This is a genomic window from Pseudomonas syringae KCTC 12500 (assembly GCF_000507185.2).
Lineage (GTDB): Bacteria > Pseudomonadota > Gammaproteobacteria > Pseudomonadales > Pseudomonadaceae > Aquipseudomonas > Aquipseudomonas syringae.
Window position 1 is genome coordinate 5,513,125 of sequence record NZ_AYTM02000002.1, and the last position, 16,431, is coordinate 5,529,555.

Consider the following 16,431-nt stretch of genomic DNA (forward strand, 5'->3'; position numbering starts at 1 on the left):
ATGGCATTTGTCCTGACCGCTGCCCAACGCAATATCTGGCTGGACCAGATGACCCAGGGCGACTCGCCGCTATACAACATCGGCGGCTACGTGGAGATCGACGGCCCCTTCGATTCCGGGATATTCCAGCGAGCCGTGGACCTGTTGATCGAGAAGCATGATGCACTGCGCATGGTCCTGCTCGAAGAGCGGGACGAGGAAGGCGTGCCGATGCAGACCTTCGCCACGAGCATGCCGATGCTTGTGACACCGTTTGACCTGCAAGGGCGGGACGACCCGCGTCAGGCAGCCGAACACTGGATGCAGGCTCAGCTTGAACAACCGTTCAAGCTGGAAGGTGGACCACTGTTCCGAGTACATTTGCTCAAGCTCGAAGCACAGCGTTTCTACTTCGTGATTCATGCTCACCACATTGCACTCGATGGCTGGGGCATCGATCGGCTCTGTGCGTCCGTCAGTGAGCTTTACAACGTATTGCACGATCAACGCGTGCCCGAGCTGGCGGCGCCGTCCTATATCGATTTCATCGAGGACGACCGCCAGTATCGCAAGTCGCCACGCTTTGCTCTCGATCAGGCCTATTGGCTGGACAAATACCGCGACATCCCCGATCCATTGCTGGCGCCACGTCACCAGGCTCGGATTCAGTACCCGGCGACGAGCCGCAGCGGCCACCTCAGCTACGGCATGGACCGTGGCCTGGAGCAGCAGGTCGAGGAGCTGGCCCTGCGACTGAACGCCTCGTCGTTCCACGTTCATCTGGCAGTGCTGTACGTGTACTTCACCCGCGCCTTTCAGCGTGATGAACTGGTCATCGGCTTGCCGATTCTCAACCGTTCCACTGCCAGCTACAAAAAGACCCTGGGGCTTTTTACCCAACTCAGTTCAGTGCGTCTGAAATTCAGTCCCGACCTGCCATTCGCTGAACTGGTCCAGGGCATCTGTCGGGCAGTCAAGCAGGATTACCGCCACCAGCGGTTTCCGGTCAGCGACCTTAACAGCTTGCTGGAATTGCGCCGTGCCGAGCGTACGCAATTGTTCGACCTGACGTTTTCTTATGAGCGCCAAAACCAACTGCTTCGCTTCGGTCAGGCAAGCGCCCGCGCCTTCAAGTGTTCAAACAACCACGAGCAGACACCGCTGGCCATCCACCTGCGCAGCAACGCTTGCGACAATGAATCGCGGCTGCACTACATCTACAACGAGGCCTATTTTCAGCACGACGAGATCGTCCCGCTTGCCGAGCGCTTGCAGCAAGTCACGGAGCAGGGGCTGGCGAACGAACAACTGCCGGTGCATGAGTTCTCGCTGATCAGCAAGACCGACGCCTTGCAGATTCGGACGTGGAATGCCGGTCAGCCACATTCCGCCGAGTACCTGACGATCCACCAGCAGTTTGAAGCCCGCGCCGCAGAGCGACCAGACGCCGTCGCGCTGATGTTCGAAGGGCAGACCCTGAGCTACGGTGAACTCAACGCGCGTGCCAACCAGGTCGCGCATCGTTTGCTGGCACAGGGTGTACGCCCGGACGATCGCGTGGCGATCTGCGTCGAACGCGGCCCGGCAATGATTATCGGCTTGCTGGGGATCCTCAAGTCCGGCGCCGGTTACGTGCCGCTGGACCCTGCTTACCCGCTTGAGCGTCTGGCCTACACACTCGGCGACAGTGCGCCGGTAGCATTGTTGAGCCAGCAATCAGTACAACAGGCGTTGCCGGTGTCGGATGTACCGCTGATCTATCTCGACGATGTCGACTTGCAGGATGAACGAGCCTGCAATCCGCAAGTAACGGTCAAACCCAGCGACCTTGCCTACGTCATCTACACCTCCGGCTCCACCGGCCTGCCCAAGGGTGTGATGGTCGAGCATCGCAACGTTGCACGACTGTTCTCGGCCACCCGGGACTGGTTCGGTTTCAATGAACAGGATATTTGGGCGCTGTTCCACTCGTTTGCCTTCGACTTCTCAGTCTGGGAAATCTGGGGCGCGCTGCTGCACGGCGGACGTCTGCTGATCGTGCCGCAACTGGTCAGCCGTTCGCCTGAAGACTTCCACGACCTGCTGTGCAGTGCAGGTGTTACGGTGCTCAACCAGACGCCGAGTGCGTTTCGCCAACTGATTGCGGCCCAGGGAGAGAAGGAGCAGGCACATTCGCTGCGCCAGGTAATTTTCGGCGGTGAAGCACTGGATACGGCGATGCTCAAGCCGTGGTACGCCCGCAGCGTGAACGCTGACACGCAGCTGGTAAATATGTACGGCATCACCGAAACCACGGTGCACGTTACCTACTACCCCTTGCAGCCTGAAGACGCGCAGCGTGTCGGCGCCAGCCCGATTGGCAAGCGCATTCCCGACCTGCAACTTCATCTGCTCGATGCCTATGGCCATCCGCTGCCGCCGGGTGCGGTGGGCGAGTTGTACGTCGGCGGGGCAGGCGTGGCCCGTGGCTACCTCAATCGCGATGAATTGAACGCGACGCGCTTTCTCGATGATCCATTTGCTTCGGAACCGGGCGCGCGGATGTACCGCTCTGGCGATCTGGGTCGCTGGTTGCCGGACGGCAGCCTGGAATACCTGGGCCGCAACGACGAGCAGGTAAAGATTCGCGGTTTCCGTATCGAGCTGGGCGAGATCGAAGCTCAATTGAGCGCCTGCCAAGGCGTGCGCGAAGCTGTGGTCGTGGTGCGTGAAGACGAACCGGGCGACAAGCGTCTGGTGGCGTATGTCATCGGCACAGCAGACCTGGAACCCGACGCTACCTATTTGCGTGAACAGCTGCGCCTGTCGCTCGCCGAGCACATGCTGCCAAGCGCTTTTGTCAGTCTGGAGGCATTCCCGCTGACCGCCAATGGCAAGCTCGACCGCAAGGCACTGCCGCTGCCCTCAGCCGAAGCTTATGCCCGGCGTCAATACGAGGCACCACAAGGCCTGACGGAAATCCGCCTGGCCGGGTTGTGGACCGAGTTGCTGGGCGTCGAGCAGGTAGGCCGTCATGACCAGTTCTTCGAGCTGGGTGGACATTCGATGCTGGCGGTGAAACTGATCGAACGCATGCGCGATATCGGTCTGAATGCCGACGTGCGCGTACTGTTCGGCCAACCAACCCTGGCCTCGCTGGCGGCGGCCAGCGGCAAGGTCACAGAGGTGCAGGCGCCCACCAATAAGATTCCCGCCTATTGCCGGCACATTACCCCGGACATGCTGCCTTTGGCCGCGCTCACCCAGGCCCAGATCGACCGGGTGGTCGCCAGCGTGCCGGGCGGTGTGAGTAATGTGCAGGATATCTATGGGCTTGTGCCGTTGCAGGAAGGCATCCTCTACCACCATTTGGCGAATGAGGAGGGTGATCCATACCTGTTGCAGGCCTTGTTGCGGGTCGATAGCTTCGAGCAGTTGCTGGACTTTACGGAAGCCTTGCAGCAAGTCATCGATCGTCACGACATTCTGCGCACGGCTGTGGCCTGGGAAGAACTCGACGAGCCGGTGCAGGTGGTCTGGCGTCAGGCACGGCTGCGGGTCGAGGCGTTTTTACCGCACCCGGATCAAGGGGATGTTGCGGCCCAGTTGCAGGCACAGTTCGATCCACGGCGGATACGTATGGACCTGCATCAGGCCCCGATGATGCGCCTGCACTACGCCGAAGATCCCGTCGACCAAAGCTGGGTTGCGGTGCTGCTGTTCCATCACCTGATCGACGACGCCACATCGCTGGCCTTGCTGGGCGCAGAGATCGAGGCGTTCAGACAGGGGCGCGGCGACCATCTGCCAGCGTCGGTGCCGTATCGCAATCATGTGGCTCAGGCGCGACTGAGCGTGAACCGCGAGGAGTATGAGGCGTTTTTCCGCGACATGCTCGCAGATGTTGACGAGCCGACCCTGCCGTTTGGCCTGCAAGACGTGCAAGGCGACGGCAGCGGAGTCGACGAAGCGCTATTGCCGGTTGAGCCGAAACTGGCCGGACGTCTGCGCGCCCATGCGCGGCGCCTGGGCGTCAGTAATGCCAGCCTGCATCACCTCGCCTGGGCCCAGGTGGTCGGGCGCCTGTCGGGGCGTCAGGACGTGGTGTTCGGTACCGTGTTGATGGGCCGCCTGCTCAGTGGTCAAGGCGCCGAGCGGGCCCTGGGCATGTTTATCAATACCTTGCCATTGCGCGTCGCTGCCGGAGAGCAGGGCATCGAGGCTGCAGTGCGCACCACCCACGCCCGGTTGGCGGCGTTGGTCAGTCATGAGCATGCACCGTTGTCACTGGCCCAGGGATGCAGCGGCGTAGCAGCACCGACACCGTTATTCAGTGCGCTGATGAACTACCGCCATGTCGCGGTCGGCGCCCAGACACCCCAAGAGGCTGGGCAGACCAGACTCTGGGGCGGTGTCGAGGTACTCGGTGGTGAAGAACGCACCAACTACCCACTGTCGTTATCGGTGGACGACCTCGGCGACTCCTTCGGCCTGACCGTTCAGGCGGTGGCCGGAATCGATGCCCGGCGCATCTGCGGTTACATGCACACGGTGCTGGAACAACTGGCCGACGCGCTGGACAACCGGCCCGATGCTGCCTTGCACAGCCTCGACTGGCTGCCCGCGCACGAGCGTCGCCAATTGCTGGAAGACTTCAACGCGTTCGATAGCGCCTACCCGCAAGACCTTTTGCTGCACCAGCTGTTCGAGGCCCAGGCGGCTGCACAGCCCGATTCGGTGGCGGTCACCTACGAAGGCCAGCGCCTGAGTTACGCCGAGCTCAATCAGTGGGCCAACCAGATTGCCCATCGGTTGATCGCTGCAGGCGTTGGCGCTGATGACCGCGTAGCGATCTGTGTGGAACGCAGTCTGGAAATGATCGCCGGCCTGGTGGGCATTCTCAAGGCCGGCGCAGGCTACGTGCCACTCGACCCTTCTTACCCTGAAGAACGCCTGGCCTACATGCTTGAGGACAGCGCACCGAAAATACTGCTGACCCAACGTGGTTTGCGCGAGCGCTTTGCGCAGGCCGCCATGCCGGTGTTGCTGCTGGAAGCTGACGCCCGCGCCGAGAGCGGTATCGACCGCGCGTCGGCAACCAACCCGCAGCTCGCAGGGCTTGGCGCGCAGCACCTGGCGTACCTGATCTACACCTCGGGCTCTACCGGTCAGCCAAAAGGCGTGGCCATGCCCCATGCACCGCTGGTCAACCTGATGCATTGGCAGATTGCCCAGGCTGTCGAGGACCGTCGCCCGAAGCAGCGTACCTTGCAGTTCGCGGCGCTGGGTTTTGATGTGGCCTTTCAGGAAATCTTCAGCACTTTGTGCGCAGGTGGCGAGCTGTCGCTGATCCACGCTGATACTCGTCTGAATTTCCGCCGCCTGTTCGAGCATATCTGCGAGCAGCGTATCGAACGCCTGTACATGCCGTGTATTGCCCTGCAGGCATTGGCCGAAGCCGTGGTTGACGAGCCTGAACAGCCTGAGTGCCTGTTGCAGGACGTGATCACTGCGGGTGAACAACTGCGAATCACCGAACCGATGCGGCAGTTATTCGCCCGTCTGAGCGATGCCCGCCTGCATAATCACTATGGCCCAACCGAGTCCCACGTGGTCACGGCGCTGACTCTCGATGGCGATCCACAGGCCTGGCCGACCTTGCCGAGCATCGGCCAGCCGGTGGCCAATACACGCATCTACCTGCTCGACGAACACATGCGCCCGGTGCCGGTGGGCGTCGCGGGTGAACTGTACATCGGTGGCGCATCTGTCGCCCGTGGCTACCTGAACCGCCATGACCTGAGCGCCGAACGCTTTATCGCTGATCCGTTTGCGAGCAACGATGTCGGCAACCCACACGCGCGCCTGTATAAGACCGGCGACCTTGCCTGCTGGCAGGCGGACGGCAGGATTGTTTACCTGGGCCGTAACGACGATCAGATCAAGGTGCGTGGCTTTCGTATCGAACTGGGGGAAATCGAGGCACGCCTTGGTCAATATCCAGGCCTGCGCGATACGGCAGTGCTGGCCCGCGAAGACGTTCCAGGTGAAAAGCGCCTGGTGGCGTATTTCAGCGTGCAGGCCGGCCAGGTTGTGCCCCAGGCCGACCAGATGCGCCTGCACTTACAGGCTCTGCTGCCTGACTACATGATCCCGGCGGCCTATGTACACCTGGAAAAACTGCCGGTGTCGCCCAATGGCAAACTGGATCGTCGCGCGTTGCCGCAGCCCTCTGCCGATGCCTTCGTCAGTCGCGACTATCAGGCGCCACTCGGCGATACCGAAACCACGCTGGCCGCGCTCTGGTGCGAAGTACTGAGTGTGGAGCGGGTCGGTCGGCAGGACCATTTCTTCGAACTGGGCGGTCATTCACTGCTCGCGGTGAAGCTGATTGAGCGTATGCGTCAGGCTGGCCTGAGCGCCGATGTGCGCGTCCTGTTCGGCCAGCCGACCCTTGCCGCACTCGCGGCGGCGGTGGGCGGCGGCATCGAGATCGAAGTGCCCGCCAATGGCATTCCCGAGGGCTGCACACACATCACACCGGACATGCTGACCCTCACTACGCTGGACCAGGCGAGTATCGAGCGCATCGCCGCCGGCGTTCCCGGTGGCGCGGCGAACGTGCAGGACATCTACCCGCTGGCGCCGTTGCAGGAAGGCATTCTTTACCATCATATTGCGGCCGAAAAAGGCGACCCGTATCTGCTGCAAGCGACCTTCGCCCTGCATAAACCGGCGCACGTACGACGTTTTGCCGAAGGCTTGCAGGCGATGATGGATCGCCATGACATCCTGCGCACGGCGCTGGTCTGGGAAGATCTGGAGCACCCGCTGCAAGTCGCTCTGCGCCGGGTCGAGTTGTCGATGGAGCAGATCACCCTGGCCCCGGACGGCGGCGATATCGTCGCTGAGCTGCAACGCCGCTTTGATCCACGCGAGTGCCGCCTCGATCTCAGGCAGGCCCCGCTGATTCACCTGGCCTTTGCCGAGGACTCGGAGAACCAGCGCTGGGTAGCAATCCTGCTGTTCCACCACATTGCCCTCGACCACACCGCGCTGGACGTGATGAGCGCAGAAATGCTCGCCCACTTGCAAGGCACTGCGGCGCAACTGCCGCCGGCGATGCCTTACCGGAATTACGTGGGTCAGGCCCGTCTGGGCGTGAGTCGCGAGCAACACGAAGCGTTTTTCCGCGAGATGCTCGGTGATGTCGATGAACCGACGCTGCCGTTCGGCCTGCTTGAGGTGCAGGGTGACGGGCAGGGCGTCAAGGAGGTTCGCCATGATCTTCCGGCTGATCTGTGTCAACGTCTACGCACTCAGGCTCGGCAACTGGGGGTGAGCGCAGCAAGCCTGCACCACCTGGCCTGGGCAAGAGTGCTGGGCGCCGCCAGTGGACGTGAAGACGTGGTCTTCGGCACCGTGTTGCTGGGACGTATGCAAGGCGGCCTGGGCGCCGACCGCGCGCTGGGGATGTTCATCAATACCTTGCCGCTGCGGGTCGATGTCGGTACCGGCGGCGTACGTCAGGCCGTGCGCCTGACCCATAATCGTTTGACTGCATTACTCGGCCACGAACATGCACCATTGGTGCTGGCTCAACGTTGCAGCGCGGTTTGCGCAACGTCGCCGCTGTTCAGCGCGCTGCTCAACTACCGCCATAGCCCGGCGCGCGAAGCAAGCGGTGGCGAGCGGTGGGCGGATGCTCAGGTGCTCGGCGTCCGCGAACGGACCAACTACCCGTTGAGTCTGTCGGTGGACGATCAAGGCGAAGGCTTCCTGTTGAGCGTGCAGGTGGCAACTGGTTTCGATGGCCAGCGGGTCTGCGATTACATGCAGACCGCCTTGATTCACTTGGTCGAAGCCCTTGAATCCGCCCCGGATTCAGCCGTTTGCGGCCTGCCGGTGGTGCCGGAAACCGAGCGGCAACAACTGCTGTTGGCGTTCAACGACACCGCGCAGGACTACCCACGGCTGCAGACCGTGCACGCCATGATCGAAGCCCGGGCGGCCAGCACACCTGAAGGTGTGGCAGCCCAGGTGGGCGAACAGTGCCTGCACTACGGCGAGTTGAACCATCGCGCCAACGCACTGGCCCATCACCTGATCAGTCTCGGCGTAGGTATCGATGATCGCGTGGCGGTCATGGCCCGTCGTGGTCTGGACACGCTGGTGGCCATGCTCGCCGTGCTCAAGGCCGGCGCCGGCTACGTCCCGGTTGATCCGTCGCACCCTGACGAGCGCATTGCCTATCTGCTGACCGACAGCGCACCCAAAGTAGTGCTGACCCAGCAGGCCCTGATGAGCCGTGTGCCGGAAACGGCTGCACCGGTCATCGCCTTCGACCGGCCTGAATGGCCGCAACGCCTGGAAAACCCGCAGGTGGCCGGGCTCAACGCCACGCATCTGGCTTACGTGATCTACACCTCCGGCTCTACAGGTCAGCCAAAGGGCGTGATGGTCGAGCACCGCACTCTCGGCAATCTGATCGACTGGCATTGCCAGACCTTCGATCTCCAAGCTGGCAGTCATACCGCCAGCGTCGCCGGCTTCGGCTTTGACGCCATGGCCTGGGAAGTCTGGCCCGCGCTGTGTGCCGGGGCAACCCTGCACCTGCCTCCTGCGGAGGTGAGCAATGAACACATCGATGCGCTGCTTGATTGGTGGGTTGCCCAGCCGCTGCAGGTGGCCTTCCTGCCAACACCGGTCGCCGAGTACGCCTTCAGCCGCAATTTGTCTCACCCCACCTTGCGCACGCTGTTGATCGGTGGCGACCGCTTGCGCCAGTTCCAGCGCGATCCGGGTTTTGCCGTCATCAACAACTACGGCCCGACCGAGGCCACGGTGGTTGCCACCTCCGGGCGTTTGCTACCCGACGGCAGCCTCGACATCGGCACACCGATTGCCAACACCCGCGTGTACCTGCTCGACGAGCATCAACAACTGGTGCCGCTGGGCGTGGCGGGCGAGCTGTACGTCGCCGGGGAAGGCGTGGCGCGGGGCTATCTGAATCGGCCGGAGATGACCGCCGAGCGTTTCCTGCGTGATCCGTTCCACGCCGGCGCCGACGCACGGATGTACCGCACCGGCGACCTGGCACGCTGGAATGCCGATGGCACTCTCGACTATTTGGGGCGTAACGATGATCAGGTGAAAATCCGCGGCTTGCGCGTGGAGCTGGGTGAAATCGAAGCACGTCTGGCCGAACACGCCAATGTACGCGAAGCCGTGGTCATGGCCCGCGAAGACGTGCCCGGCGAAAAGCGTCTGGTGGCCTATGTCACGGCGCGGCAGCCCGAAAACGTGCTCGATATTGAGTTTCTGCGCAGCCACCTGCAAGGCACATTGCCGGACTATATGGTGCCGGCAGCTTACGTGCAGCTCGATGCGCTGCCGCTAACTGCGAACGGCAAGCTCGATCGCAAGGCGCTGCCAGCGCCGGACGCACAGTCGCTGATCAGCCATGGTTACGAAGCACCACAAGGCGAGCTCGAAACCCTGCTGGCCTCAATCTGGGCAGACGTACTCAAGGTCGAGCAGGTGGGTCGCCATGATCACTTCTTCGAACTGGGTGGCCACTCGCTGCTGGCGGTGACGCTGATCGAACGTATGCGCCAGGTCGGCCTGAGTGCCGACGTTCGCGTGCTGTTCAGCCAGCCGACCGTGGCGGCGCTGGCAGCTGCGGTCGGTGGTGGCACGGAAGTTGTGGTGCCGGCCAATCTGATTCCCGAACATTGTGAATACATCACCCCTGAACTGTTGCCGCTGATCAGCCTGAGCCAAATGCAGATCGATCAGATAGCTGCCAGCGTGTCGGGCGGCATGGCGAATGTGCAGGATATCTATCCATTGGCGCCTCTGCAGGCAGGGATTCTCTACCACCACATCAGTACAGAAGGGGGCGACCCCTACACCTTGAAAGCGCTGTTCGAGATATCTGACCGGACACGACTGGACGCTTTCAGCGGCGCCTTGCAAGGCGTGATCAACCGGCACGATATCCTGCGTACCGCCGTGCTGTGGCAAGGTTTCGATGAACCGGTGCAAGTGGTGCTGCGTCAAGCTGAACTGCAAGTCACGGAGTTGCTCCTCGACCCGGCAGACGGCCCGGTTGATGAGCAATTGCACGAGCGCTTCGATCCCCGGCATTACCGCCTCGATGTGCGTCACGCGCCCCTGATGCGCATTGTCTTCAGCCATGATCCGCTCAACGACCGCTGGCTGGCGATGTTGCTGTTTCATCACATGGCCCTCGACCATGTGGCACTGGAAGTGTTGAAGCATGAAATACAGAGCGGGTTGCTCGGCGAGGCCGATGCCTTGGCAGCGTCGGTGCCGGTGCCGTATCGCAACTACGTGGCCCAGGCACGCCTGGGTGTCAGCCAGGCCGGTCACGAAACGTTCTTCCGCAAGATGCTTGGCGACATCGAAGAACCGACCCTGCCGTTCGGCCTGCAGGATGTGCAGGGCGACGGTCGTGATATCGAAGGAGCCAGCCTGACGCTGGACGCCCGGCTGGATCAGCGCCTGCGGGCTCAGGCAAGGCAGCAGGGTGTAAGTGCCGCCAGCCTGGTGCATCTGGCCTGGGGCCAGGTGTTGGGCAATGTATCGAGCAAGTGTGACGTGGTGTTCGGCACGGTATTGATGGGCCGTATGCAGAGCGGTGAGGGCGCTGACCGCGCCATGGGCATGTTCATTAACACGTTGCCACTGCGCGTGGATGTCGGTGCGATAACAGTGGTCGAGGGATTAAAAACGACTCACGAGCGACTGACTGCCTTGCTCGGCCACGAGCATGCACCGCTGGTGCTCGCCCAGCGATGCAGTGGTGTGGCCGCGCCACTGCCATTGTTTAGCGCTCTGCTCAACTACCGCCACAGTGTGCCTGGCAGCGTTTCAGAACGGACCGCCCAGGCCTGGGAGGGCATTTATGCCCTGAACAGCGAAGAACGCACCAACTATCCATTGACGTTGAACGTCGATGACCTGGGTGAGGGGTTCAGCCTCACGGCGTTGGTCACTTCGTCAATCGGCGCCAAACGCGTCTGCAATTACATGCAGATGGCGCTGGAAACCCTGGTAACGGCGCTGGAGCAGACACCACAAGCCTCCTTACAAGAGTTGTCGATCCTGCCTGCCGAGGAGCGCGAGCAGTTGCTGGTGGGGTTCAATAACACCGCGCTGGATTATCCGCACCAACAGACCATTCACGGGATGTTCGAAGCGCAGGTCGAGCGCACGCCGGATGCTGTAGCAGTGGTTCACGGTGAACAGCGCCTTAGCTATCGCCAACTCAACGAGCAAGCCAACCGCCTGGCCCATGCCCTTCGTAAAAAGGGAGTGCAACCGGATTCGCGAGTCGGGATCTGTGTCGAACGAGGCGTGGAAATGGTCGTCGGGTTGCTGGCGATTCTCAAGGCGGGCGGCGGTTATGTGCCGCTCGACCCGGCTTATCCAGCGGAACGTATTGCTTATATGTTGCAGGACAGCGCTCCGGCAGCCGTGCTGGCTCACACCGCTACTCAGGGCTTGCTGGCCGATATTTCGATGCCCGTCATCAATTTTGATCTGAGCGATTGGCAGGACGAATCCGTCCAGAATCCGCACGTGGCGGGGCTGACTTCGGCGCACCTGGCCTACCTGATCTACACCTCGGGCTCCACCGGTCTGCCGAAAGGCGTGATGATCGAGCACCGCAACACCGTTAACTTCCTGACCTGGGCGCACAAAGCCTTCGACGCTTCTGTGCTGGAAAAAACACTGTTTGCCACCTCGCTGAACTTCGACCTCGCCGTCTACGAGTGCCTTGCGCCACTCACCTCGGGCGGCAGGATCGAGGTGGTTAAAAATATTCTGGAACTGCAACACGGCGAACATGATATCGGCCTGATCAACACCGTGCCGTCGGCGCTCAAGGCCTTGCTGGATGTAGAAGGACTGCCGACGTCGGTCCACACCGTGAATGTGGCCGGGGAGGCCCTCAAGCGCAGTCTGGTGGAAAACCTGTTCGAAAAAACCGGCGTGCAGCGCCTGTGCAACCTTTATGGCCCGTCGGAAACCACCACGTACTCAAGCTGGGTAGCGATGGATCGCGAAGACGGTTTCGCTCCTCATATCGGCAAACCGGTTGGCAATACGCAGTTTTACCTGCTGAACGAACGGCAACGGCCCGTCCCCCTGGGCGTTGCGGGCGAGATCTACATCGGCGGCGCCGGTGTAGCGCGGGGCTACCTGAACCGTGACGAACTGACCGCCGAACGCTTCCTGCAGGATCCGTTCAGCCAGCGACCAGCGGCACGCATGTACCGTACCGGCGATCTTGGCCGGTATCTGCCAGACGGCAACATCGAATACCTGGGCCGTAACGATGACCAGGTGAAACTTCGCGGTTTCCGCATTGAGCTGAGCGAAATCGAGGCCGTTCTGGCCACACACCCTGCGGTACACGAAGTAGCGCTGCTGGTGCGACAGGACGCAGGAGAGAAACGCCTGGTGGCCTATTTCACTGTGCATGAGGCTCAGCGAACACTGGAAATAGAGACACTGCGCAGCCATCTGCAAACCCGCCTGCCGGACTATATGGTGCCCGCAGCCTATGTGCGCCTCGATGCACTACCGCTGACAACCAACGGCAAACTTGACCGTAAAGCGCTGCCCGAACCGGATGCGCAGGCATTGATCAGCCGTGGCTACGAAGCGCCGCAAGGTGAAGTGGAAAACCTGCTGGCGACGATCTGGGCCGAAGTGCTCCAGGTTGAGCAAGTCGGTCGACATGACCATTTCTTTGAGTTGGGCGGGCATTCGCTGCTGGCCGTCAGCCTGATCGAACGTATGCGCCAGGCCGGCTTGAGCGCAGACGTTCGCGTACTGTTCAGCCAGCCGACCCTCGCCGCGCTGGCTGCGGCCGTGGGCGGCGGCGCAAGTGAAGTAACAGTCCCCGAAAATGCTATCTCCGACGACTGCATGCGCATCACGCCGGAGATGCTGCCGCTGGCCGATCTCGATCAGGCCGCCATTGACCTCATTGTCGCCAGCGTGCCAGGCGGCGCGGCGAATGTGCAGGATATCTACCCGCTGGCGCCGCTGCAGGAAGGCATTCTCTATCACCATCTGGCCGCCGAGGTCGGCGACCCCTATGTGTTACAGACGCAGTTCGCCTTTGCTGACCGCGAGCGTCTGAACGCCTTTGTCGATGCCTTGCAAAGTGTGATCGACCGTCACGACATCCTGCGCACTGCGGTGCTTTGGCAAGGTCTGGCAACACCGATGCAGGTGGTCTGTCGTCAGGCTCTGCTGTTTCTGGAGCAGGTCGAACTCGATCCGGCCGATGGCCAGGTCATGGATCAGTTGCAACAGCGCTTCGACCCTCGTCACTCAAGGCTAGACATGAGCCAGGCACCGCTGTTGCAACTGTCCTTCGCCGAAGACCAGCCCAACCAGCGTTGGGTGGCGATATTGCTGTTCCATCACATGGTTCTCGACCACAAATCGATGGACGTTGTGCTTAATGACATGCAAGCCCGGCTACTCGGCAAAGCGGACCAGCTCGACGCCGCGATACCGTATCGCAACTATGTGACCCAAGCCCGTCTGGGCATGAGCCGCGAAGCTCATGAAGCGTTTTTCCGCGAGCTGCTGGGGGACATTAACGAGCCGACGCTGCCGTTCGGCCTGCTGGATGTGCAGGGTGATGGCCACGACATTGAAGACAGCAACCTGATTCTGGACCGTCGGCTCACTCTGCGCCTGCGCGCTCAGGCACGGCAATTGGGGGTAAGCGTCGCGAGTCTGGTGCACCTGGCGTGGGCTCAGGTATTGGGCAAGGTGTCGAGCAAGCGTACGGTGGTATTCGGCACCGTGCTGATGGGCCGTATGCAAAGTGGCGAAGGCGCCGAACGGGCGTTGGGCATGTTCATCAATACCTTGCCGTTACGCGTCGATATGGCGGGGCAGAGCGCTCGCGGCGGAGTGCGGGCGACTCATGCCCGCCTGACCGCGTTGCTTGGCCACGAACACGCGCCGTTGGTGCTGGCGCAGCGTTGCAGCGGTGTGGCAGCGCCCTTACCCCTATTCAGCGCGCTGATCAACTACCGCCACAGCGGCGTGACCGAACCCTCCGATGAGTCGATCGAGGCCTGGCGCGGTATCGACATGCTCAGCAGCGGGGAAAGGACCAACTATCCGTTGACCTTGAACGTCGATGACCGGGGTGACAGCTTAAGAATGTCGGTGCTGGTGACCGGCAAGGTTGGCGCCGGACGTGTCTGCGGCTATATGCAGACCGCACTGAAAAATCTGCTTATCGCTCTGGAACAATCACCAGACACTGCCCTCGATAGCCTGCCGATCCTGCCTGCCGACGAGCGTGAGCAGTTGCTGCTGGGGTTCAACGACACGGCGCTGGACTATCCGCAACAGCAGACCATCCATGGCCTGTTTGAAGCGCAAGCCGAGCACACACCGGAAGCGCTGGCAGTCGTCCACGGCGAACAGCGCCTGACGTACCACGAGCTGAACGAGCAGGCCAACCGTCTTGCCCATGCCTTGCGTAAGCAGGGTGTGCAGCCGGATTCCAGAGTCGGTATCTGTGTAGAACGCAGCGCAGAAATGGTCGTCGGTTTGCTGGCGATTCTCAAGACGGGTGGTGGCTACGTGCCGCTCGACCCGGCTTATCCAGCGGAACGTATTGCGTACATGTTGCAGGACAGCGCTCCGGCGGCAGTTTTGGTTCAAACAGCTACTCAGGGCTTGCTAGCCGACGTTTCGGTGCCTGTGATCAATCTTGATCTGAGCGATTGGCAGGACGAATCCGTCCAGAATCCGCAGGTACCGGGGCTGACTTCCGCACATCTGGCCTACCTGATCTACACCTCGGGTTCGACCGGCTTGCCGAAAGGCGTGATGATCGAACACCGCAACACCGTGAACTTCCTGAGCTGGGCGCATAGTGCTTTCGATGCGTCTGCTCTGGAAAAAACACTCTTCTCTACCTCGCTGAACTTCGATCTTGCGGTCTACGAGTGCTTTGCGCCGCTAACGTCGGGAGGCAGCATCGAAGTCGTTAAAAACGTCCTTGAACTGCAACACGGCGAGCACGATATCGGCCTGATCAACACGGTACCGTCGGCGCTGAAAGCACTACTGGACGTTGACGGTCTGCCGGCAACGGTTCACACGGTGAACGTGGCCGGTGAAGCGCTCAAGCGCAGCCTGGTGGAATCGCTGTTCGAGAAGACTGGCGTGCAGCGCCTGTGCAACCTGTATGGCCCGTCTGAAACCACCACCTATTCAAGCTGGGTGGCCATGGATCGCGAAGACGGCTTCGCTCCTCATATCGGCAAACCGGTTGGCAATACGCAGTTTTACCTGCTGGACCAACAGCAACAGCCCGTCCCCCTGGGTGTTGTGGGCGAGATCTACATCGGCGGTGCCGGTGTTGCCCGTGGCTACCTGAACCGTGACGACCTGACTGCCGAACGCTTCCTCAAGGACCCGTTCAGCCAAAACCCAGCGGCACGCATGTACCGCACTGGCGACTTGGGTCGCTATCTGCCAGACGGCAATATCGAATACCTGGGCCGTAACGATGATCAGGTGAAGATCCGTGGCTTCCGTATCGAACTGGGCGAGATCGATGCGCGTCTGGCTAAACACCCGGCCGTCCATGAAGCGGTGGTGACGGCTCGCGAAGACATTCCCGGCGAAAAGCGTCTGGTGGCCTATTACACCTTGGCGGCCGGGCACACCGTAGTGGACATCGACAGCCTGCGCAGTCATTTGCAGCAACGGTTGCCGGAGTACATGGTTCCAGCCATTTACGTGATGCTGGATAAGCTGCCGCTGACCCCCAACGGCAAGCTGGATCGCAAAGCACTGCCAGCACCCGACAGTGACTCGCTGATCAGCCGTGGCTACGAAGCGCCGCAGGGCGAAACCGAAACGCAGATCGCGGTTATCTGGCAAGAATTGCTGGGCGTCGAGCAGGTCGGTCGTCACGACAACTTCTTCGAACTGGGCGGTCACTCGCTGCTGGCAGTCAGTTTCATAGGTCATATGCGCCAGTTAGGCCTGAGCGTCGACGTGCGTGCGCTGTTCGGCCAGCCCACGCTGGCCGCGCTGGCCGCAGCAATCGGTGGTAGCACGGAGATAGTGGTGCCGGCCAATCTCATTAATGACGATTGCCAGCAAATTACGCCTGAGCTGCTGCCGTTGATCAACCTGACGCAGGTGCAGATCGATCAAGTCGTAGCCACCGTGCCGGGCGGCGTGGCCAATGTGCAGGACATCTACCCGCTGGCGCCGTTGCAGGAAGGTATTCTCTATCACCACCTGTCAGCCGAAACCGGCGACCCCTATGTATTGCAGACTCAGTTCGTCTTTGACGACCGCGAACGCATGGACGCCTTTGTTCACGCCCTGCAAACAGTTATCGACCGCCACGATATCCTGCGCACCAGCGTGGTGTGGCAAGGT

At 61.4% G+C, this 16,431-nt stretch carries 1 protein-coding gene (only partly in view); it reads left to right on the plus strand.

Annotated features, from left to right (window positions below; genetic code table 11):
* A protein-coding gene (gene sypA, locus V476_RS24350; protein WP_051128937.1) for a syringopeptin non-ribosomal peptide synthetase SypA crosses the window boundary here: on the plus strand, positions 1-16,431 show its 5' portion. The gene runs 9,264 nt beyond the window's last position; 16,431 of the gene's 25,695 nt are visible here — the first part of the coding sequence; it begins with the start codon at positions 1-3; the stop codon falls past the right edge of the window.